We start from the raw sequence: 20,987 nt of genomic DNA, 5'->3' as shown, positions 1-20,987 counted from the left end.
GTCGTTGGCGTTGTCGGTCGGGACCACAGCCAGTCGACCGGGCAGAGTGGCGGCAGATTCGTCATCGACTGCGGGAGGTCGATCGGGTACGGCACCCGTCGCGCCCTGCTCTGCTCGGTTGTTGCAAGAGGTAGCCAGATAGGCGGAATGGGCGTGCTGCCACTCGCCAAAGCGGTGCCGACGCGCCCAACGCTCCCGCCTGCCGGAGCGAAGCGGAGGCCGGCGGGTTGTGCGGTGCCGCGCGGCGGCGCCGCTGGGCGGCGCCAGCCGCCCCTTGACTCTATATAGCGAAATTCAGCAACCACTCCGTCGAAGTGACGGGCGCTCACCAACTCGGGGGACGCTCACCGATGTGCCTGGTCCGTGATCGCGGTTCGATCGGCTGGAACTGGTCGGCTCGGTGGTGATTGTGCTGGGTGGTGATTGTGCGGGAGCTGCGGACACCGGCCACCTGCTCGGTCGCGGTAGCTCAAGTGGGGAGTAGGCGAGATGTGTACCCGGCGTTGACAAGTCGGTCGAATGCGTCCATGACGTCATCGGGGATGTCCTGCTCGACGGCCCATCCCTCCTCGGGGTATTTCCAGATGCGCTGAGTGTCGCCGACCAGCATGTCGATCACCCGCTGTGCATCGCCGATGCTGGCTATGTAGTCGTCCAGGTCGAGGGGCAACGACGAACAGATGACGTCGACGTCCGGCCACTTCTTGCGCGCTATCGCGTAGCTGCGACGCTGCTGATATGGGCGAGAGATCAGAGTGATGGATCGAATTGAGTCCGCTAAACCGTTGTCCGCCAATAGCGTTCGTGTGAATTCGAGGTTTTCGCTCGTGTTGGTGGCTTGCGGTTCTAGGAGGATCGCTTCGGCGGGTACTCCGCGCTCGATGGCGTGTTCCCTGTAGTGCACTGCTTCACCGCGGGGAAATCGTTCGACGGTCGTCGGTGCATTGGCCCCGGTGAAGACGATGCGGGGGAACATGCCTGCGTGATAGAGGTCTGCTGCATGTGTGGCAACGCCGAGGTCGTGGCTGCCGAGTCCGATGCCGACATCGGTCGGTTTGATTTCGTGGCCGAGCTGGTTGTACTGCCACAGTGCTTCGACGTCGGGGCGAAGTGCCTGCGGGTAGCTCGCTGTCGGCATCGGGGACCTCTCAGTCGGGCAGCTTGAAGTCGTACGTCCACGAGAACCGCGAGGCCGCGTGGACACCGCGTGCGAACTCGATCAGAACATCATCGACGGTATAAGTCTGCCGGACGAGAATCATCACGGGCTCGCCAGAAGGAAGCTCCAGCTGTTGGGTCTCCTCAGGAGTCGGCATCCGCGCTGAGATCTCCTCGGTCATGTGATCGGGCTCGTAGCCCTGCAGGGTGAGAACGGCGAACCCGCCGCCTCGACCGGCTGGTCCGGCAGTTGGATCAATAAGTGGCGTTCCCTCGACATGTTCGGGGAGGTAGTAGCTGGTGAGGGTGTGTGTTGGCCGACCGGCGTCCCTGACCGTTCGGGCACGCTCGTAGACGTTGGTACCTACCGGGATTCCGTAGGCCGCAGCGATCTCGGCATCGGCCTCGATCAGCTGCACGGTGTTCGTCTGATCCGTCAGCTTCCATGGTCGGCCCGATGCTTCGCGATCTGCGACGAACGCGACCGTGTCGCCGAACTTCCACTTCCGCTTGGCGTAACGCTCGGTGCCGAGTCGTCGCATAGGGGGACGCTCGCGGACCACGGTGCCCCGACGACGGATCGGCGTAACCAAGCCTTCGCTCTCGAGTAGCCCGATCGCCTGGCGGACCGTCTTGACGTTCACGCCGTACTGCTCTGCCAGGTCGCCCTGCTTCGGCAGGTTGGTTCCCGGCTGGTACTCGCCTGCGTTGATCGCGTCCCGCAGCGTCGCTGCGAGCTCCCGATATCCGGTCGCGCCCATGGGCCCGTCCCTTCTCTTCGACTGTGAAGTCGGCTCGTCAATTAAGAGTAGCCATAAGTGTGCAGTGAGGGTCTGACACGCAATAGAAGTGGTTCTATTGACAGATATCGCCCGTTGGTGTCCAATAGAGGTGGTTCTAATGAGCAATACGACCACCTACCGAGGGCGCACCGATCGCCCCGACCACCAACACACAGGAGCTGATTTCCATGGCACTCAAGGGTTACCGATTCCCCATCGCCCACACCGAAGCCTTCCCTGAGGGCCTGGTCCTCGTCGGCCGGATCGAGCCGCTGATCAAGTACAACTCCGACCGCAACGCGGTACCGGAGCAGCGCTACGACTTCGACCCGAAGACCGGTGCCGGTACGAGCCTGCCGATGTGGAAGGCCACCGTCACCGATCCGACCGAGAGCAACGCCAAGCGTGCGAGTTTCCAGCTGATCTTCCTGGCCGAGAACGTCCCGGTGCCGTCCACGCCGGAGGTGCTGCCGGGGATGCGTCAGATCGAGCTGGAGGGGCTGATGGTCGAGCCTCGCGTGATGGGGCAGGGCGAGTTCAAGTACCAGGGCTTCAACTTCTACGCCGGTGGCATCAAGGGCGATACCTCCGGTGCCCGTAACGCCGCTGCTGAGCGCAAGGCCGCGTGATCGCCATGTCGCACATCCACATGTCAGGCAATCTCTGCGATTCGATGACGGTCGAGTACCACGCTTCTCGCGCTGACGCCGACTTCGGGTTCACGCACCCGGCGATGGTGTGGGTGAAGTTGGAAAGCGTGGCGGGGCATTCGACGGTGTTCCTCAGCATGGATCATGTTCGTCAGCTCGCCGAGGTGCTGCCGCGCTTGCTGATGGCCCACGATGCCGCCGAGCATGACAAGGCCGTAGTCAAGGCGGCTGCTGAGATCGACTCCGCGCGTCAGGCGGCGTAGCGATGGATACGGCGGATCAGAAGTCCAAAGGCGGTATGCGGTGGGCGATCTGGTCCGCCGTCCTCGTTATCGCCGGTATCGGTGCTGCGGCGTTTGTGTTGTCGTTCGCCGCACTGCAAGACCTCGCGATCATCGCGGGCACTCACCCCAAGTTGGCGTGGCTGTTCCCGGTGATCGTCGACGGCACGATCGTTCAGGCCACGATGGCGGTGATCGTACTCGGGCCGAACGCACCGGAACGGGCTTGGTTCTCGCGGGTGTTGCTGGTCGGGGCTGCGGTCTCGGTCGGTAGCAACGCCATCCACGCCTACATCACCGGCCACGGTATCGGTGGGGCGTTCATGGCCGCGATCCCACCGTTGGCGCTGCTCATCGACACCCACGGTCTAGCGCTGCTTCTCCGTGCGGCACAACGCAATTCGGTTCCCGCTGCGGTCGAACCGGACCCTTTCACTGCCGATGAGGTGCCTGCTGTCGCGGTGCCTGCCCTCTCGGTCAAACCGCTGGCACCTGTCGTGCCGGTGCAACCCATTCGCACTTCGCGACCGATGCCACCTCGGCCGGTCCCGGTTCCTTCCGGAGGCAATTGACATGTCCGACTACGTCTTCATGACCGCTGAACCACCGCTTCCCAGGGAAGTCGATGAGCTGGTGGTCCGGTACAGCTCCACCTATGACCGGGTGTGGCTCGATATCGATGGTCGCGCCCGGTTGTCGATGGTGCCGATCGAGGCCGCCGCGCTGCTCGACAAGCTCACCGCCGCGTTGAACGCCTACATCGCGACCCTGACGGCGGTGGACGCGCGACGGTATTTGACGACCCCGGACGCGGTCAGCTTGGCGAACTCGATTTTCGAGGCCATGCACGACGACTGGTCTGACCTGATGGGTTTGGGGTCGTAATGAGTGCCCGTTTCGTTCTCGGGCTCGCGCTGGTCGTGCTGCTGGGCCTGTTGCTGACCCCGGTCCTGATCCCGATGGTCCTCACTGCGGGCAACGACCACGACGACAACCTCGGTGGCGTGCCGATCAATTCGGCTGTGCCGGGGTGCTCGATGTACTGCACCGAAGCCCCTGTCTCGGTGCCCATGCCCGCCCCTGACGCGCCGGTGTGCCCGATGTTCTGCGACGAAGGCTCGGTCTCGCTGCCGATGCCCGCCCCGGAGGTGAAGTGATGGGCACGACGATTGTTTCGCTCTCGACCGTCCTGGCTGCTGGGCTGATGTTGTGGTGGCGTCACCTCGACAATCCCGCCCGCGTCCGTGTCCCTGATGCCGATCCCTTCGCCGGTGTGCCAGCGGATCTGCGTCCCGCGGCCGTGATCCTGACCAGTGGCAAGCATCTCGAAATGATGTGGGGTGCACTGGGTTTGGGCTCGACGGGCAACTGGCCGACCATCGTCGGTGGGGTCGACCTGATCCCGGCCGGTGCGGTCTTCGATGTCCAGGTCGTCGGCGGGCAGAAGCTCTCCGACTGGACAAACGACGACATCGCTGACGCGTTCGCTCAGTACCTCGGCGTCACGAAAGTCCGTGTGCGCCAATCGGGTCCGGGATTCGTGCGGATCGAGCTGCGAACGTTCGACACTCTCGCCGAGCCGGTGGTGTCGGTGCAGGAAGCGACCGGGGTGGACCTGGAAGCCGTCGATACCGGTATCCGTGAAGACGGCCGGATGTGGCTGCTGCGCGTGCTCTACGCCCACATCCTCCTGGCTGGTGCGACCGGTTCGGGTAAGGGCTCGGTGTTGTGGTCGATCATCCGCGGTATCGGTCCGGCGATCAAAGCCGGATACGTCGACGTGTGGATGGCAGACCCCAAGGGCGGCATGGAATTCGGTCGCGGGGAAAAGCTGTGGGTGAGGTTCCAGTGGACCGCTGACGGCATCCTCGAAATGCTGACCGAAGCCGTCCAGGTGATGGAAAACCGTGCCTCGACACTGCGCTCGGCCGGTATCCGCAAGCATGTTCCGACCCCGGACGCTCCGCTGATCTTGATCATCATCGATGAGGCTGCCGCCCTGTCCGCGTATGCGACTCGTGATCAGCGGCAGGAGTTCGAACGACTCCTTGGTCTGCTGCTGTCCCAAGGTCGCGCGGTCGGTCTCTCGGTCATCGCCGCGTTGCAAGACCCGTCCAAAGAGACCATGCCGTTCCGCCAGTTGTTTCCTGTCCGGATCGGGCTGCGCCTGGACGAACCCACCCAAACCACCATGGTCCACGGCCAAGGCTCCAAAGACCGCGGTGCGCTGTGCCACGAAATCCCTGACACCACTCCCGGTGTCGGCTACGTCGGTGAAGACGGCACGACCGAGTTCGTTCGGGTCCGCGCCTACTGGATCTCCGATGAGCAGGCCGACGCGATCGTCGACGCCTACGCCCCGATTCCCGCGGTCACCTCGGCCGCAGGTGATGACGATTTCGATCCTTCCACCTTCGACCCGGACTTCATCCCCGGCGAAGACGACGACAACGAGCAGGGGTGGGCGGCATGAAACGTGGACTGGTTACCGAATCCCATGTCGTCATCTACTGCGATACCTGCGGTGATGTCCTCACCGATGCCGATGGCGAATCGATCTGCTTCGACACCACCAACCAAGCCGCGGTGTTCCTGTCCGCCGATCGTTCCTGCGGCTGGGAATACGACGGCGACCGCATCACCTGCGACGCCTGCGCGGCCACCGCTGAATGCGACGCCAACGGGCACCGCTGGCCCCCGACCTGGCAACAAGCGATCTGGGCCAACTCCGGCGTCCAAGCAGCCTGCAACACCTGCGGCATCACCAAATCCGAACTCACCGAGGAGAAATGACCATGGCCCGCAAGTTCACTCGCACCGACAACCGTCTCGCCGACGTCATCGACTTCCAAACCCGCTCCCGCTGCCGATCCGAAGCCCGCGGCCTCGACCCCCTCGCCGTGGCCGTGACAGTGCTCGCCGAAACCGGTATTGCCCCGTCCTGGAATGACTACGGCTCCGATTGGGATGACGCCGCGTGACCACCCGCAAGCCACCGAAAAAGACTGTGTCACAAGTCAATCCGGTCGTCCATGCTGCCGCTGATCGAACACCGAAGCGGAAAGGGGAGACCGTTCCGACCCAGCTCGAACTGTTCCCCCTGACCTCCGTCACCCGAAGGAAGAAACGATGAGCAAGACCACCACCACAACGACCACTGCCCATGACCCGGCCGGGGAAGCCCTCGACGCCCTGCTCACGATCGCCGGTCGAATCGTGCTCGGTGCGTTCGTGATCGTGTGGTGGGCGATCCTGTTCCCGATGATCTCGGTCCCCGCCGGCCTTTCCGTCGCCGCCGGATGGTTCTACGGATGGCTGCTCGGGATCGCGGTCGCTGGTGGGTCTGTCGCGGGGATGGTGCTGTGGCGAGTAGCGAGCCCGCAGACCTTCGAGCGCTGGCTCACCCGCCGTATCCGGTCCCGGTTCCTGGCCTGGCTCCGCTACCGGCGTCGCTGGACAGCCATGACCACCGCCTGCGGCCTGGCGACCCGTGACGGTGACCGGGTGTTCATCCCGCGGCTGATCTCGGTGAAGATCGGCGAATCGCTCGACACCATCCGGGCTCGCATGTTGCCCGGTCACAGCCCGGACTCCTGGACCAACCGTGCCGATCACTTCGCCCACGGGTTCGGTGCTCAACAGGCCAAAGTCGGGTTCGCCGGTCCCGGCCTGGTCGAGATCACCTTCCGCCGGTCCGATTCCCTCGCCGCACCGGTGCTCGTGCCGTACGAGTCGATCGCCGGATTCAACAACGTCACCGACATCCGCAAAGCCGCATGACCCCCGCACCCCACCACCACGACCGAGGAAGGCCGCACCATGACTGACAACACCACCGGAACGGCCTCCCTCGGCCGTCCTGCCCACCAAACCGCTGCCGATCGGCGGGCGATGCCCTCGCTCAAAGACATCGCCGAACTCGCCGCTGAGAAGGAAGGCGTGTGCGCCCGGGTCGTTCCGATGCGTGCCGTCGACGATTCCACCGGCAAAATCTCCTATATCGGTGCACCGTGCAAATGCCGGTTCGAAGCGATCTGCCCCGCGTGCGCCAAGACCTACCGCCTGCTGCGGATGACTCAACTCCGTGAGGGGTGGTGCCTGAGTGAGGAACCGGTCGATGAGACCGTCGAGCCCACCGGGCAACAAACAGACTTGCTCAGTGCCCGAGCGCACCTGTTCGACCAGTTCCGCCAGGCCCTCGCCGACGAAGACACCGAGCTGGCCGACTCGATCCGCGCCCTGGTCGCCGAGATCGATACCGAGCTGCGTGACCTCGGCGTCAAGGGCCGATTTCCGTCGCTCGATGAGAAGCCCCGCCGTAAAGCCAAGTCGACCCGTCGCCGCCAGGACGTGCCGAACCTGCCTCGCCGCAAGGTCGAAAAACGCACCGTGGGCCAGGTGTACAACGGCTACCAGCCCTCTACCTTCCTGACGCTCACCCTCGACGGGTACGGCGCGATCAACCAGGTGTGGGACCCCAAGGCAGGCAAAGACGGTAAGGGCGCCATGGTCTCGGATGGTTCCCCGGTCGACCCCGAAACCTACGACTACACCCGCGCAGCCCGCGACGCCATCCACTTCGCCGCCCTGGTTGACCGGTGGGTGCAGAACCTTCGCCGGGCGGTCGGCTGGGATGTGCAGTACTTCGCCAGTGTCGAACCGCAAAAGCGTGGCGCTCCACACCTGCACCTGGCTATTCGCGGGTCGGTGTCGAACAAGATGCTCAAGGCCGTCACCGCGGCGACCTACCGCCAGATCTGGTGGCCCCACTTCGACCAGCCGGTCTACCACGACGGGGCGATGCCCGAATGGGACTACGTAGCCGGTACTTTCGTCGACCCCCAGACCGGTGACCCGCTGCCTTCCTGGGATGACGCCATGGCCGTGATGGACGAAGTCGACGAACTCGAACCCGCGCACGTGGTCCGGTTCGGTGTGCAGGCCAAGCCGATTCAGATCCTCGGCGGTACCGACAAGATGGAACGCCGGGTGCGGTACCTGACGAAGTACCTGACCAAGAGCGTCGCTGACCTGCTCGAACCGGACTCGCGTCGCGTCGCCGAACACTACGACCGATTGCACGCGGAAATGTGCGTGACGCCGTGCTCGCCGAAATGCGGGGTGTGGTTGCGCTACGGCATCGTCCCCAAGGGCGCCAGCGACAAGACCCAACCCGGCTACTGCAAGGGCAAAGCCCACCGCCGCGACACCCTCGCTCTGCCCGGTCGCCGCGTCCTGAACTCGAAGAAATGGACCGGCAAGACCCTGCCCGACCACAAAGCCGAACGCGCGGAATTTGTTCGGCAACAGCTTGCGGCCGTGGGCATCGTCAAACCTGACACGTCTCACGTGCGGGTGTATCCGGTCCCGCCTGGTGATCCGGACGCACCACCGCGAGAACACCTCGTGATGGCGCTGGTGGATGCCCGCTCGAAATGGCGGGTCGAGTACACGAATGCACGGATGGCGCTGGCGGACAGTCCGCCCGTCGACCAGTCAGTTTCACGTGAAACCGTTGTGCCACAACAGCTTTCGGCAACTTCACAATCCGAAGCAGCATAGGGAGGGAACACGATGGAACTGCCTAGCAACCGAATGTGGACGGCGGAGGAAGCCGCCTACTACCTCAATGTCCCGATCAAGACGCTCTACCAGTGGAAATGGAGCGGCGAGGGTCCTCCCGTGCGAAAAGTAGGTCGACACCTGCGCTACAACCCTGTTCGCCTGCGAGCCTGGGCTGACGCCGACCTGGGCGAGGCCGCCTGATGGGGCACATCGACGACCGTTGGTGGCGGCCCAAGAAGGACGAAAACGGCGACGTGATCGTCAACGGGCGCGGCAAGCCGGTGATGGAAAAGACTGAGCTGTTCGGGCGTGGAATGCGCTACCGCGCTCGGTACGTAGATCCGGATGGCGCTGAGCGCGGAAAGTCGTTCCCCGACAAGCAGAAGGGCCGCGCTGAGGACTTCCTGATCGAGGTCGAGTCGGACAAGCGCGAAGGTAAGTACATCGACCCGAAGGCGACTCGGAAGACTTTTCGGCAACAGGGTGAGAGCTGGTTCCGTGCGCAGTCGGCGGATCCGGCGAGTCGTGAAACGTTGCGGAGTCGGCTCGATTCCCGCGTCTACCCGGAGTTCGGTGACCTCCCGTTGGGGAAGGTGTTGCCGTCGACCGTTCGTGACTGGGTGAGCAAGCTCGATGAGAAGAAGTACTCGGACAACTACAAGGCTGTCCTGTTCGATATCGTCGTCGGCGTTCTGGACACGGCGGTCGACGATCGGCTGATCCGAACCAACCCATGCCATGCGAAGACGATTCGCCGACCCGTGCGAAAGAGTCCGAAAGTTATTGTCTGGCAGGATGATCGAGTCTCACTCGTTCGTTCCGGACTGGCGAAGGTCGACAAGCGCTACTCCATCGTGATCCCAATCGGTGTCGGGCTCGGTCTTCGGCAAGGTGAGCTGCTGGGGATTTCACCGGCTGACATCGACCGCGAAGCAATGACCGTGCATGTCCAGCGCCAGGTGAAATACGTCAAGGGTGTGCTGATGTTCGCGCTCCCGAAGCGGGAGAAGACCCGGTATGTGCCGCTATCTACCGCCCTGCTCGATGCGATCGACGAACACCTGAAGACCTTTCCGGCTCAAGCGGTCACATTGCCCTGGGCCGCGGCCGACGGAGAAATGGTGACGGTGTCCCTGTTGATCACCAACAGCAAGGGGGCGACGATGAGCGGCGATTTGTTCGGCAAGGTCGTGTGGAAGCCCGCGTTCGGCAAAGCTGGCCTCGAGTACGTGAACCGTGCGGACGGGATGCACTCAGGCCTGCGCCATCTCTACGCCTCGAAGTTGCTCTCGCGCGGTGTCTCGGTCAAGGAGCTCGCCGACTACCTCGGCCACGAAGATCCTGGCTTCACTCTTCGGGTGTACACGCACCTGCTGTCGTCCAGCCACGAGCGCGCCCGCCAGGCCGTCGACGAGTCGGCCCACATCTGGGAGCCTCCCTCCGAGAACGGCCTGGAAGCGGCCTGAGGGACCATGAACCCGAATCGGAAGGCCTCCGGAAACAAGAAATCCGGTGCGAGTCAGGACGTCGACTCGCACCGGATTTCGTTGTCTACCAGGTCACTTGAGTTCGGAGCTGGTCTTTCCGAGGACGCGGCGAGCCACGATCAGCTGCTGGATCTGCTGGGTGCCTTCGAAGATGTCGAGGATCTTGGAATCGCGGGCCCACTTCTCGAGCAGGGTGCGCTGGGAGTAGCCGATGGCGCCGGCCAGTTCCACGGCCTTGAGGGTGACGTCGGTGCCGGTGCGGCCTGCCTTGGCCTTCGACATCGAGGCCTCGAGGGAGTTCGGCTTCTTGTTGTCGGCCATCCAGGCGGCGCGCAGGGAGAGCAGGTAGGCCGCTTCGTAATCGGCTTCCATGCGCAGGAATTCGGCGGCTGCGGCTGACTGGTTCATCGCGGGGGTGTCGTAGGAGATCTCGACACCCGCCTCGGTGAGGACCGCGCGCAGTTCCTCGAGCGCGGCGCGGGTGACGCCGACCGACATGGCCGCCACCAGCGGGCGGGTGTTGTCGAAGGTCTGCATGACCCCGGCAAAACCCTTCTCCACGTTCACTTCCGCCGAGCCGAGGATGTTGTCGGCGGGGATCCGGCAGTCCTGCAGCAGCAGCACCGCGGTATCGGAGGCTTTGATGCCGAGCTTGTGCTCGAGTCGCGCCACCGACAGACCCGGAGCGTCACGCGGGACGACGAAGGACTTGATCGCCGCGCGACCCAGGCTCTTGTCGACCGAGGCCCACACCACGATGTGGGTGGCGCGCTCACCGGCGGTGACGAAGATCTTCTCGCCGTTGAGCACCCACTCGTCACCGTCGAGCACGGCGGTGGTGGTGACGGCGGCGGAGTCGGAACCGAAGGACGGCTCGGTGATCGCCATCGCGGCCCACACCTTGCCGAAGCGCTCCAGCTGCTCGTCGGTCGCCACCGCGGCGATCGCGGCGTTGCCGAGGCCCTGGTAGGGGATGGTGAGCAGCAGGCCGACGTCACCCCATGCGGTTTCGAGGGTGTTCATCAGCGAGGACATATTGCCGCCGTTGGCATTCGCCGACGGAACAACCGACACCTCGTCGCCACGACCGCCGGACGCGCCACCGATCTGCTGGGTGCCGGAATCGGCGAGGCCTTCGATCATGGCCGACATGGTGTCGAGCTCGACCGGGTACTCGTGCTCGGCGAGGTCGTACTTGCGGGAGATGGGGCGGAAGATCTGCGCGGCGACCTGGTGGGCCTGGTTGGCGCTCGCCTTCAGCTTCTTGGGGAGTTCGAGATTGATCATGAGGGGGCTCCTGGAAGGTGAGAAACGGGCCTAGACCAGCACGATGCCTTCGGCGACACCGACGGAACGAAGGTCGCGGTACCACCGCTCGACCGGGTGTTCCTTGGTGAAGCCGTGACCGCCGAGCAACTGCACGCCGTCCAGACCGATCTGCATGCCCTTGTCGGTGGCCAGCTTGCGCGCCAGCGCCGCCTCACGGGCGAACGACAGGCCCTGCTCGGCACGCGAAGCGCCGCGCAGCGTGACCAGGCGAAGGCCGTCAAGCTCGATCGCCATGTTGGCGACCATGAAGGCGACCGCCTGACGGTGCGAGATCGGCTCGCCGAACGCCTCACGCTCGTTCACATACGGGATCACATAGTCGAGCACGGCCTGACCGGTGCCGATGGCGAGCGAGGCCCAGCCGAGGCGGGCCAGCTGCACCGCGTCACCGTATTCGGCAGCACGGACCTTGGCATCGCCGTCGCCGAGGATGGCATCGGCGCTGACGGCCACGTTGTCCAGGATCAGTCGACCCAGACCGGCGGCGCGCAGACCCATGCTCGGATCGGCTTCCACCGACAGCCCTGCGGTGTCGGACTCGACGATGAACAGGGCGGGGCGCCCGTCGAGTTCGGCTGCCACGATGAACAATTCGGCATCGGCGGCGGCCGGGACCAGGCTCTTCACGCCGTTGAGCTTGTAGCCGCTGGGGGAGCGAACGGCCTTGGTCTGTAGCGCGAACGGATCGAACAGAGCACGCGGCTCGTTGATCACGACCGAGGCCTGCGGCACCGCATCGCCGGTGAAGGCGGGCAGGTAGGTCTGCTGCTGGGCGTCGGTGCCCCACTGCGACAGCGCGACGGTGACACCGCTCGGCGCGAGGATCGGCAGCGCCAGACCCATGTCGCCGTGCGAAAGAGCCTCGGCCACCAGCGAATTGGTGACGGCGCCGCGCTCGGAAGCCGCGCCTTCGAGCTCCTCGGGCACGTTGATCAGGGTGATGCCGAGTTCGGCGGCGCGCTCGAGCAGATCGCGCGGGGCCTTGGCGGCATTGTCGGCGTCGTAGGCCGCGGGGCGTAGGATCTCGCCCGCGAAGTCACGCACCGTCTCGACGATCATCTGCTGCTCGTCGGTCGGGGTCAGGTCGAAATAGCCCTTGGTTTTGGACTCGTTGTCGACCAGACGTTTGGGTTCACCGCCGCCCGCCACCTTCGCGAAGGTACGAGTGGCCGCGCCCAGGGTGCGGAACCCGGTCTTGGTGCCCTCGTAGGTGACTCGCTCGATCGGCTTGCGCAGGTTGTACTTGCCCGCGAGCTCCGACCCGGTAATGGTCGTCAAAGCGCGCATCGCGGCGCCCATCCAGTCCCGCTTGGGCTGGCTGAGGCCGACCGCGGACGTGTCGTTCGGACGTCGCTTCGTCGCGCTGTCTCGAGTGCTCATCATCACCTGATTTCCTCGGCTGTCGGGGTGCCTTCGACCCCACCATCTTACTCTTCGGTAAGTCTATCTTACTCCGGAGTAAGAAGCGTGGTGACCCGTCGGGAAATCGGCGGTTTCTGTCACGCTGGCAGGGTGCCCGTCATCGCGTCCGTTTTCGCGCTCGTTCTGCTGGTGAACGCGGGACGCTACGGCTATCACCGCGACGAGCTGTACTTCTCGGCCGCTGGTCGGCGGTTGGACTGGTCTTACCCTGATCAGCCGCCGTTGTCGCCGTTTCTGGCCAGACTCATGGCTGCGATCGACCCCGATTCGTTATGTGTCATGAGATTGCCCGCCATCGCGGCGGCGACGTTCGTGGTGGTGTGCGCCGGGTTGATCGCGGGGGAGGTGGGCGGTGGGCGTGGGGCGAGGGCGTTGGCGGCCGGTGCGGTGGCGAGTTCGGCCCTGATGATGGGCGTGGGGCACATGCTGGGGACGACGGTGTTCGACCTGGCGGCCTGGGTGCTGATCTGTCTGCTGGTGTTGAAACTCGGGCGGGATCGGCGATGGTGGCTGGTGATCGGGCTCGTCGTCGGCATCGGATTGCAGAACAAGGTGCTGTTGATCGTGCCGGTTCTAGTGCTGGCCGCGGCCCTCGCGGTGACCGGCTATCGAAAGCTGTTCGCCACCAAATACTTCGGGTTCGCTGCCGGTCTGGCATTGGTGCTGCAGCTGCCATATCTGTGGTGGCAGGCCGACAACGGGTGGCCGCAGTGGGAGCTGAGCAGGGCGATCGCCGGTGGTTCGTCTGGGACCTCGGATTCGCCGATCATGTTCGTGCTCTTGCAGTTCGGGCTGTTCGGGGTGCTGCTGGTGCCGCTGTGGGGGTATGGGCTGTGGCGGTTGTGGAACTCACCGTGGCGAGCGTTTCCGCTGACCTACGCGGTGCTGTTCGTGGTGTTTCTCGCGACCGGCGGCAAGGCGTATTACCTCGGCGGGATGTATCCGGTACTGCTCGCGGCAGGGGTCCTCGGATTGTGCCGGTGGCTGGGCTCGGACCGGAAACGTTGGGCGGCAGTCACTTCCGTACTCGCGCTCAACGCGATGATGTCGGCGCTGCTGTTCCTGCCCGTGCTGCCGGTCGCGTGGCTGCGCGACTCGCCCATCCTCGCGATCAACTACGACGCCGGTGAAACCATCGCCTGGCCCCGCTACGTCGAACAGATCGCCGCCGCCCACCCGCCCGGCGCCTCCATCCTCACCGCCAACTACGGCGAGGCAGGCGCGATCGAGCGCTACGGAGACTCCCTACCCACACCACACTCCGGCCACAACGCCTACTGGTGGTGGGGACCCCCGCCGGACTCGGCGACAGAGGTCCTCACCGTCGGCATCGACCACGAACGACTCACCGAACTCTGCTCGACCGTCGAGCCCGCAGGCGTACTCGACAACGGCCTCGGCATCGACAACGACGAACAGGGCGCGCCGATGTTCATCTGCCGCAATCCGATTCGGCCCTGGTCGCAAGTCTGGCCGCAGCTACGCACGCTCGGTTAGAGCCCGTGCCGGTCGAGGAAACCGGTCAGCAGCTTCTGCCACTCGTCAGGACGCTCGACCATGACCACGTGCCCGGCCTCGATTTCGGCGTACTCGGCACCGGGGATGCCCGCGGCGAGTGCCCGCGAATTGGCCGGGTCTACGAGAAGGTCGGCGGTAGTGGCGACGACGAGAGTCGGGACCGAGAGGCCGGCGAGGTCTGCGGTGGTGTCGACGGTTTCGATCAGGGCGGCCTGTTGGCGCGTGCCGCCGGGGATCGAGTCGGCGGTCTGCCGGACCATCGCGTCGACGGTCGCGGTCGGGAGCCCGTTGACGAAATCGGTGGAGAAACCGGTGAGCAAGACCAGACGGGCGAAGGATTCGTGCTCGCCCCGGTCGAGAAGGTCCTGCCAGGCCTGCACGGCCAACCGAGCTCGATTGTCGGGTGCGGCCAGCCCGGCGGTGAGCAGGAGACCGGTGACGCGTTCGGGATGACGTGCGGCAGCGCGCACGGCCACCGCGGTGCCGAGCGAGAAACCGACGATGGTGAAGGTCTCGACACCGGCGTCGACGGCGGCCGCTACGAGGGCGTCGGCGAGGTCATCGAGGGTCAACGGGGTGTCGTCGCCCGGATAGTCCGGGGCGACCACGGTGTGCCCGGCCGCGAGCGCGGGGATCACCGCGCCGAAATTGCTTTCGATCGAGCCGCCCCCGCCGTGCGCGAGGAGGATGCCGGGGCCGTTGCCGTGGATGCTGGTCTGGAGCGGAATTGTTGTCATGCGGGCGACGTTAGGGATTGACATGGGTGTGAAGGTCAAGCCGAACGTGCCGGTGATCACATGCTGATCGGCGAACTGGCGCAACGCACCGGGGTCGCCACCCGGCTGCTGCGCTACTACGAGGAGCAGGGACTGCTCCATCCGCACCGTGACAGCAACGGCTATCGCAGCTATCCCGAGTCGGCGCCCGAGACGGTCGCCCAGATCAGGGAACTGTTGGCAGGCGGTCTGAATACCGACGACATCGCCTTGCTCATGCCGTGCGCGCAGAACGACGGGCCGGTGCAGGCCTGCGAGATGTCGGTGCGGGTCATGGCTGATCGGAGCGCCGAATTGGACCGGCGGATCGCTGATCTGGACCGTCAGCGCGCTCATCTCGCCGCACAACTCGATGCGAGTCTGGCGCACGCGGGACTACGGCCATGAGTGACGCGCGCTCGTGAGTGGAGTTCACTCACGAGCGTCGGACACGAACGGGCCGTGCTATTCGCGCACGTAGTAGCGCAGGGTGAGATAGGCCGTGACGGCGGCGAAGACGATGCCGACGGGCGCGATCGTCAGGGCGACCACCGCGATGTCGTCGCCGGTGATACGCGGGAAGACATTGCTGTCGAACAGCGGTCCGAGGGCCCGATCGATCACCAGTGGACGCGCGATCACCAGTCCGAGGACCGCGAGAACCGAGCCGACGAACGCGGCCGCGACCGCTTCGAGGAGGAACGGTAGCTGGGTGTACCAGCGGGTCGCGCCGACCAGGCGCATGATGCCGACTTCCGTGCGCCGGGTGAACGCGGCGATCTGCACCATGTTCAACACCAGCAGCATCGCGGCCAGCGCCATCACCAACGCCAAGCCGAAGGCCGCGTTGCGTAACCCGTCGAACAGACTGGTCAGCCGGTCGACGAACTCCTTGTCGTTGGCCACGATCCGCACACCGGGCCGCGTCGCGAAACTGTCGTAGATGTGCTGATACTGATCGGCATCGGTCATCTTCACCCGCAACGAAGCAGGCAGCGGCGAATCGGCGATGTACTGCACCATCTCCGGCTGATCCGCGAACAGCTTCTTCGCCTCTTCCAGCGCGTCGGCGCGGTTGAGGAACTGCACGCTCTCCACGCCCGAGGTCTGCTTGAGGTCGGCGAGCAGCACCTTGCACGGGTCGGCGGCGCAGTCGGGATCGGTGTCGGAGACCGCGTCGTCGAGGTAGAAACGCACCTCGAGGCGACCGATGAAGAAGTTCTCGGTCTTGTCGGCCATCCGCACCGACAGCATGCCGCCGCCGAGCATCATCAGCGACACCGCCGTGGTCAGGATCATCGCGATGGTCATCGTGAGATTGCGGCGCAGGCCGTCGACGACCTCGGTGAACAGGAAACTCAGTCGCATTATCGACCCACCCCGTAGACGCCGGTCGCTTCGTCGCGCACGACTCTGCCCTGGTCGAGCTCGACCACCCGCCTTCGCATGGCGTCGACAATATGGTTGTCGTGGGTCGACATCAGCACCGTGGTGCCGACGCGGTTGATCCGTTCCAGCAGCGCCATGATGTCGGCGCTGGTGTCGGGGTCGAGGTTGCCGGTCGGCTCGTCGGCGAGCAGCACCAGCGGGCGGTTCACGAACGCGCGCGCGATGGCCACCCGCTGCTGCTCACCACCGGAGAGCTCCGAGGGCAACCGCTGCCCCTTCCCGCCGAGCCCGACCATGTCGAGCACCTCAGGGACCGTCCGTTCGATGAACTGACGCCGCTTGCCGATCACCTCCAGCGCGAAGGCCACGTTCTGTTCCACGGTCTTCTGCTGCAACAGCCGGAAGTCCTGGAACACGCAGCCGATCCGCTGCCGCAACTTGGGCACCTTCCGCCCTGGCAACCGGTCGACGCGGAAGTCCGCGACCCGGATCTCGCCCGACGTCGGCGCCTCTTCCTTGAGCAGCAGCCGCATGAAAGTCGACTTGCCCGAACCGGACGGGCCGATGATGAAGACGAACTCGCCTTTTTCCACATCGACGGAAACGTTGTCCAGCGCGGGCCGTGTCGAGGTCGGATACGACTTGCTCACGTTGCGCATGCTGATCACGAGGGGTCAGTGTAATCAGCTACGGGGCCGCTTCCGCCGGACCCGACGCGCCGATCAGCGCTCGGGTTCGGCATTCACCCAGGTCGGAACGGCATTGAGGAACGATGTGGAGCCGTCCGGCGTCGTCTCCGTCGGTTTGACGAACACATAGACGACGAACGTCGACAGCCACGCCGCCATCAGGATCGCTGTGGACTTACGTGGTTTCACTGATTCCCTCCTTGCGCAGGGCCGCGGCGACGCGCACGCGCAGTTCGCGGCCCACTTCGAATTGTTTGCCTGGCAATGTGCGGGCAACCATCCGGATGTTCATCACATCCATCGACAGATCCTCGACACCCATCACCGACGGCTCGTCGAGCAGCAGCGGCTTGAGCCGCCGGTCCTCGTAGGCCTTGGTGCAGACCGCGTGCAGGATCTCGTTGATCTTGGTGATATCGGCCTGTGCCGACACCGGCACGTCGATCGCGGCGCGCGCCCAGTCCTTGGACAGGTTGGTGACCTTCACGATCTGCCCGTTGGGGACGATGATCACCTCGCCGTCGGAGTTGCGCAGCGTGGTGATGCGCAGGGTCACGTCCTCGACGGTGCCCTCGGCCGGATCGGCGGAACCGGTGACCGCGATCTGCACCACGTCACCGAAGCCGTACTGGCGTTCGGTGATCAGGAAGAACCCGGCCAGGATGTCCTGGACGATGCGCTGGGCACCGAAACCGAGCGCGGCACCGAGCACCGCGGCGGGGGCGACCAGGCCCGTCACCGAGAACCCGAGCCTGCGCAGCACTTCCATGCCGACCAGCACATACACAATGGTCAGCACCACCCACGTGACCACCTGGGCCAGCGCGTGGCGGTGCTTGGCCGCTTCGGTGCGGACCAGGGCATCGCTGGTCTGGAAGGTCGAGTCGATCTTGGTGGTCACCCGGTCGCGCAGGAACGCCGCGAACCGGCCGAACAGCATCGCACCGACGATCAACAGGACGATCTCTAGCCCACTGGAACGCATCCAGTCGGCGATCTCGGGTCCGCTGTCGGCCGCGAGGACGTGGGTCATCGCGTCTCCTTCATGGACCTGCACAGGCACAGTTTCGGTTCGGTCGAACGCACACAAGAAAGGTTACAGGTCGGTCACGGCTTGTCGTCAAACGTGCTCTAGCGCACCATTTGTGAGCGAACAGCTGGCTACGCGTCGGCCTGATCGCGCATCCGCCAGCGGATACCGGACTCGATGAACCCGTCGATGTCACCGTCGAGGACGGCGGTCGGGTTGTTGACCTCGTGGTTGGTGCGCAGGTCCTTGACCATCTGGTACGGGTGCAGCACGTAGGAGCGCATCTGGTTGCCCCACGAGGCGCCCTCGTTGGTCTTGAGCGCGTCCATCGTGGCGCGCTCCTCCTGGCGCTTGCGTTCGAGCAGCTTGGCCTGCAGCACACGCATGGCCGAGATCTTGTTCTGCAGCTGCGACTTCTCGTTCTGGCAGGTCACGACGATGCCGGTGGGAATGTGGGTCAGGCGCACCGCGGAGTCGGTGGTGTTGACCGACTGGCCGCCGGGGCCCGAGGAGCGGTACACATCGACCCGGATCTCGCCCTCGGGGATCTCGATGTGGTCGGTGGTCTCCACCACGGGCAGCACCTCGACCTCGGCGAAGGAGGTCTGGCGGCGGCCCTGGTTGTCGAACGGGCTGATCCGGACCAGGCGGTGCGTGCCCATCTCGATCGAGAGCGTGCCGTAGGCGTAGGGCGCCTTCACCGCGAAGGTGGCGCTCTTGAGGCCCGCTTCCTCGGCGTAGGAGGTGTCGTAGACCTCGACGGTGAACTTGTGCCGCTCGGCCCAGCGGATGTACATGCGCATCAGCATCATCGCCCAGTCGGCGGCGTCGACGCCACCGGCGCCGGAACGGATGTTGACCAGCGCGTCGCGCTTGTCGTACTCGCCAGAGAGCAGGGTGCGCACCTCCATCGCCTCGATGTCGACGCGCAGTGCGACGCGCTCGGTATCGGCGTCGGCGGTGGCTTCGGCGGCCGCGGCGTCTTCCTCGGCTTCGGCCAGCTCGTAGAGCACCGGCAGGTCCTCGAGGCGCTGGCGCAGCTCTTCGACGCGGCGCAGTTCGCTCTGGGCGTGTGAGAGCTCGCTGGTCACCTGCTGGGCGTGGTCCTGGTTGTTCCACAGCTCGGGATCGGCGGCCTGATGCTCGAGTTCGTCGATGCGGCGGCGTAGCTCCTCGACATCGAGGACCGACTCGACCGTCTTGAGCGTGGTGTCGAGTTCGGCGAGGTCGGCGATAACGTCAGGATGCACGATTTCCTAGGCTACCGGTCGGGTCCGACACTGCGAAGCCTTGGTCAGCTTGCGATGGCGCGGAGACCGCCGGGGCGGCGTCCGACCAACTGGTCGAGGGCGTTCGCGCTGGCTTCGTCGGCGGGGAGCAGGACATAGAGGGACTGGTCGTCGTCGATGGACAGATCCAGTGATTCGTAGGCCAGGCGCAGCATGCCCGCATCGGGGTGGCTGAGGCGGTTGATCCCGCCCGACGGCGGCAGTCCCGGCAGCGTCGCGAGCCGGTCGGTGAAGGCGCTACCTGCGGTGACGGTGAGTTCGTCGATCAGGACGGCGACCATGGGGTCGGCACGGAACGGGCCCTGTTTCAGCGCGGCGACCAGCTTGTCGGCGGCGGCGTCCCAGTCCGCGTACAGCTCGCGGGCACCGGGATGGGTGAAGACGAACCGGGCCAGGTTGGCGGGTTCGCCCTGCTCGAACAGACCGCTGGGCCCCATCAGTTTCCGGTAGCCCTCGGTGCAGGCCAGGACTTCGGTGAACCGGTTGGTGATCGCGGCGGGCGCGGGTTCGAGTTGGGCGAGGATGGCCAGGATCGTCGGGCGAACCGTGCGGTTGGGCCCGTTCTCGGCGGCACCGCAACTGAAACCGGACACACCTTTACTGAGCTGGTGCAGGTGCACGCGCTCGCGCGGACTCAGCCGCAATGTCTCGGCGAGTGCGGAGAGCACCTGAGCGGAGGGGTGGCTGTCGCGGCCCTGTTCGAGCCGGATCAGGTATTCGACGCTGACGCCTGCCAACATCGCGACCTCGGCGCGGCGCAGGCCGGGGATGCGTCTGCGTTGTCCGGCGGGCAGCCCGACCTCGGCGGGGGAGACCGCTTCGCGGCGGGTCCGCAGGAACAGCCCGAGTTCGTTGTCGCTCACCTCATCGACGGTACCCAGCGCGGCGCGGCTGAGAGTGGCCGTGCCACTACCACTCTCAGCGTGGTCTCCCTACGAGGGTCACGGTCCGCGAGATTTGGTTGCACCGGCAGATCCGGCCGGTTCGACGAAGAGGAGAACATCGTGTTGAAGCTCGCGATCATCATCGGCAGTGTCCGCGAAGGCCGGTTCGGCCCCGTGGTCGCGAACTGGTTCGCGCAGCGGGTCGATGACAGATTCGAGGTCGACGTCATCGACCTCGCCGAGGCCGAGGTGCCCGCCGCACTGCCCGCGGTGCCGCCCCTGCTCGACCCCGATCCGGCGCGTCCCGCGGGCATGCTCGACCTGACCGATCGTCTGGCCACCGCCGACGCCTATGTCATCGTCACTCCCGACTACAACCGCAGCTACCCCGCAGCTCTCAAGGCCGCCATCGACTGGCACTTCACCCAATGGGACGCCAAGGCCATCGGGTTCGTCGGCTACAGCGGCGGCTCCGGCGGCCTGATGGCCATCGAACATCTGCGCCAGGTCTTCAATGAACTCAACGCCCACACGGTGCGCAATTACGTCTCGTTCCCGCGCTACTACATGCTGTTCGACGAGGACGGTCGACTGCGCGATCCCGAGCAGCCCGAAGCGGACGCCGCCGCCATGCTCGACCAGTTGCATTGGTGGACAAGCGCTCTCGTCGCGGCGAAAGCCGCCCAGGTTGTTGCCTGACCAGGCACTTCTTCGCGTTCTCGCGCATCGGGCCGACGGGGCCGAGTTCGTGCGGGCCTC

Annotated in this window: 26 protein-coding genes; 15 read left to right on the top strand and 11 right to left on the bottom strand. The window is 65.2% G+C overall.

The window, feature by feature from the left end; all coding sequences use genetic code 11:
- Positions 1-469: 469 nt before the first annotated feature.
- Both ACFW6D_RS05445 and ACFW6D_RS05440 read right to left on the bottom strand, forming a co-directional pair.
- On the bottom strand, positions 470-1,138 hold the full coding sequence (locus tag ACFW6D_RS05445; protein ID WP_379325011.1) for a YdcF family protein: 669 nt from the start codon (positions 1,136-1,138) through the stop codon (positions 470-472).
- A gap of 10 nt (positions 1,139-1,148) precedes the next feature.
- Positions 1,149-1,919 carry a GntR family transcriptional regulator gene (locus ACFW6D_RS05440; RefSeq protein ID WP_379325009.1) on the bottom strand — a complete coding sequence of 257 codons (771 nt, stop codon included), beginning with the start codon at positions 1,917-1,919 and terminating at the stop codon, positions 1,149-1,151.
- A gap of 209 nt (positions 1,920-2,128) precedes the next feature.
- On the opposite strand from ACFW6D_RS05440, the gene ACFW6D_RS05435 reads away from it, so the two are divergent.
- The 12 genes from ACFW6D_RS05435 to ACFW6D_RS05380 all read left to right on the top strand — a co-directional run bounded on the left by ACFW6D_RS05435 (position 2,129) and on the right by ACFW6D_RS05380 (position 9,902).
- On the top strand, positions 2,129-2,569 hold the full coding sequence (locus ACFW6D_RS05435) for a hypothetical protein (protein WP_379325007.1): 441 nt from the start codon (positions 2,129-2,131) through the stop codon (positions 2,567-2,569).
- Positions 2,566-2,853 carry a hypothetical protein gene (locus ACFW6D_RS05430; protein ID WP_379325005.1) on the top strand — a complete coding sequence of 96 codons (288 nt, stop codon included), beginning with the start codon at positions 2,566-2,568 and terminating at the stop codon, positions 2,851-2,853. The genes ACFW6D_RS05435 and ACFW6D_RS05430 overlap by 4 nt, the downstream gene beginning before the upstream one ends.
- A 2-nt stretch (positions 2,854-2,855) precedes the next feature.
- The gene (locus ACFW6D_RS05425; protein ID WP_379325003.1) at positions 2,856-3,443 is read left to right on the top strand and encodes a DUF2637 domain-containing protein; all 588 of its coding nucleotides are present in this window, start codon (positions 2,856-2,858) and stop codon (positions 3,441-3,443) included.
- Position 3,444: 1 nt separating this feature from the next.
- A complete protein-coding gene (locus tag ACFW6D_RS05420; protein WP_379325001.1) occupies positions 3,445-3,756 on the top strand; it encodes a hypothetical protein in 312 nt (103 codons plus the stop codon).
- On the top strand, positions 3,756-4,028 hold the full coding sequence (locus ACFW6D_RS05415) for a hypothetical protein (protein ID WP_379324999.1): 273 nt from the start codon (positions 3,756-3,758) through the stop codon (positions 4,026-4,028). Before ACFW6D_RS05420 ends, ACFW6D_RS05415 begins: the two co-directional genes overlap by 1 nt.
- The gene (locus ACFW6D_RS05410) at positions 4,028-5,344 is read left to right on the top strand and encodes an FtsK/SpoIIIE domain-containing protein (protein ID WP_379324997.1); all 1,317 of its coding nucleotides are present in this window, start codon (positions 4,028-4,030) and stop codon (positions 5,342-5,344) included. Before ACFW6D_RS05415 ends, ACFW6D_RS05410 begins: the two co-directional genes overlap by 1 nt.
- Positions 5,341-5,664 (top strand): hypothetical protein, encoded by a 324-nt coding sequence (locus ACFW6D_RS05405; RefSeq protein WP_379324995.1) that lies wholly within the window; start codon positions 5,341-5,343, stop codon positions 5,662-5,664. Before ACFW6D_RS05410 ends, ACFW6D_RS05405 begins: the two co-directional genes overlap by 4 nt.
- Positions 5,665-5,666: 2 nt before the next feature.
- Positions 5,667-5,852: a hypothetical protein gene (locus ACFW6D_RS05400; protein ID WP_379324993.1), complete on the top strand. Its 186-nt coding sequence runs from the start codon at positions 5,667-5,669 to the stop codon at positions 5,850-5,852.
- Between the two features lie 148 nt (positions 5,853-6,000).
- A complete protein-coding gene (locus ACFW6D_RS05395) occupies positions 6,001-6,651 on the top strand; it encodes a hypothetical protein (protein WP_379324991.1) in 651 nt (216 codons plus the stop codon).
- Between the two features lie 39 nt (positions 6,652-6,690).
- Complete coding sequence (locus ACFW6D_RS05390; RefSeq protein ID WP_379324989.1) at positions 6,691-8,433, top strand: replication initiator; 1,743 nt, start codon at positions 6,691-6,693, stop codon at positions 8,431-8,433.
- A gap of 12 nt (positions 8,434-8,445) precedes the next feature.
- The gene (locus tag ACFW6D_RS05385) at positions 8,446-8,637 is read left to right on the top strand and encodes a helix-turn-helix domain-containing protein (protein WP_379324987.1); all 192 of its coding nucleotides are present in this window, start codon (positions 8,446-8,448) and stop codon (positions 8,635-8,637) included.
- Positions 8,637-9,902, top strand: coding sequence for a tyrosine-type recombinase/integrase (locus ACFW6D_RS05380; RefSeq protein ID WP_379324985.1), 1,266 nt, complete (start codon positions 8,637-8,639; stop codon positions 9,900-9,902). Before ACFW6D_RS05385 ends, ACFW6D_RS05380 begins: the two co-directional genes overlap by 1 nt.
- 93 nt (positions 9,903-9,995) lie before the next feature.
- On the opposite strand, the gene ACFW6D_RS05375 is transcribed toward ACFW6D_RS05380, so the two are convergent.
- Together ACFW6D_RS05375 and ACFW6D_RS05370 are read right to left on the bottom strand one after the other, a co-directional pair.
- Positions 9,996-11,210 (bottom strand): acyl-CoA dehydrogenase family protein, encoded by a 1,215-nt coding sequence (locus ACFW6D_RS05375; RefSeq protein ID WP_379324983.1) that lies wholly within the window; start codon positions 11,208-11,210, stop codon positions 9,996-9,998.
- Between the two features lie 30 nt (positions 11,211-11,240).
- Positions 11,241-12,638 carry an acyl-CoA dehydrogenase family protein gene (locus ACFW6D_RS05370; protein ID WP_379324981.1) on the bottom strand — a complete coding sequence of 466 codons (1,398 nt, stop codon included), beginning with the start codon at positions 12,636-12,638 and terminating at the stop codon, positions 11,241-11,243.
- Between the two features lie 126 nt (positions 12,639-12,764).
- On the opposite strand from ACFW6D_RS05370, the gene ACFW6D_RS05365 reads away from it, so the two are divergent.
- Positions 12,765-14,171 (top strand): glycosyltransferase family 39 protein, encoded by a 1,407-nt coding sequence (locus ACFW6D_RS05365; protein ID WP_379324979.1) that lies wholly within the window; start codon positions 12,765-12,767, stop codon positions 14,169-14,171.
- Here ACFW6D_RS05365 and ACFW6D_RS05360 read toward each other — a convergent pair.
- Positions 14,168-14,929 carry an alpha/beta fold hydrolase gene (locus tag ACFW6D_RS05360; protein WP_379324977.1) on the bottom strand — a complete coding sequence of 254 codons (762 nt, stop codon included), beginning with the start codon at positions 14,927-14,929 and terminating at the stop codon, positions 14,168-14,170. The two genes, ACFW6D_RS05365 and ACFW6D_RS05360, sit on opposite strands and share 4 nt — an antisense overlap.
- A 60-nt stretch (positions 14,930-14,989) precedes the next feature.
- Between ACFW6D_RS05360 and ACFW6D_RS05355 the strand changes: the two genes are divergently transcribed.
- Complete coding sequence (locus ACFW6D_RS05355; protein ID WP_379324975.1) at positions 14,990-15,355, top strand: MerR family transcriptional regulator; 366 nt, start codon at positions 14,990-14,992, stop codon at positions 15,353-15,355.
- Positions 15,356-15,412: 57 nt separating this feature from the next.
- On the opposite strand, the gene ftsX is transcribed toward ACFW6D_RS05355, so the two are convergent.
- The 6 genes from ftsX to ACFW6D_RS05325 form a co-directional block, all read right to left on the bottom strand.
- Positions 15,413-16,315: a permease-like cell division protein FtsX gene (ftsX, locus tag ACFW6D_RS05350; RefSeq protein ID WP_379324973.1), complete on the bottom strand. Its 903-nt coding sequence runs from the start codon at positions 16,313-16,315 to the stop codon at positions 15,413-15,415.
- Positions 16,315-17,004 (bottom strand): cell division ATP-binding protein FtsE, encoded by a 690-nt coding sequence (gene ftsE, locus ACFW6D_RS05345; RefSeq protein WP_379324971.1) that lies wholly within the window; start codon positions 17,002-17,004, stop codon positions 16,315-16,317. Before ftsE ends, ftsX begins: the two co-directional genes overlap by 1 nt.
- Before the next feature lie 54 nt (positions 17,005-17,058).
- A complete protein-coding gene (locus ACFW6D_RS05340; RefSeq protein WP_379236789.1) occupies positions 17,059-17,214 on the bottom strand; it encodes a hypothetical protein in 156 nt (51 codons plus the stop codon).
- Positions 17,201-18,058, bottom strand: a complete 858-nt coding sequence (locus ACFW6D_RS05335; RefSeq protein ID WP_379236787.1) for a mechanosensitive ion channel family protein — start codon at positions 18,056-18,058, stop codon at positions 17,201-17,203. Before ACFW6D_RS05335 ends, ACFW6D_RS05340 begins: the two co-directional genes overlap by 14 nt.
- Before the next feature lie 128 nt (positions 18,059-18,186).
- Positions 18,187-19,305, bottom strand: a complete 1,119-nt coding sequence (gene prfB / locus ACFW6D_RS05330) for a peptide chain release factor 2 (RefSeq protein WP_379236785.1) — start codon at positions 19,303-19,305, stop codon at positions 18,187-18,189.
- A gap of 44 nt (positions 19,306-19,349) precedes the next feature.
- On the bottom strand, positions 19,350-20,207 hold the full coding sequence (locus tag ACFW6D_RS05325) for a helix-turn-helix transcriptional regulator (protein WP_379324969.1): 858 nt from the start codon (positions 20,205-20,207) through the stop codon (positions 19,350-19,352).
- 141 nt (positions 20,208-20,348) lie between these two features.
- On the opposite strand from ACFW6D_RS05325, the gene ACFW6D_RS05320 reads away from it, so the two are divergent.
- Complete coding sequence (locus tag ACFW6D_RS05320) at positions 20,349-20,927, top strand: NADPH-dependent FMN reductase (protein WP_379324967.1); 579 nt, start codon at positions 20,349-20,351, stop codon at positions 20,925-20,927.
- Positions 20,928-20,987 lie beyond the last annotated feature (60 nt).

Origin of the sequence: Nocardia sp. NPDC058705 (assembly GCF_042749305.1) — a bacterium.
Classification (GTDB): Bacteria; Actinomycetota; Actinomycetes; order Mycobacteriales; family Mycobacteriaceae; genus Nocardia.
The sequence above is the reverse complement of the archived record's forward strand: the minus strand, read 5'-3'. Positions and strand labels throughout refer to the sequence as shown.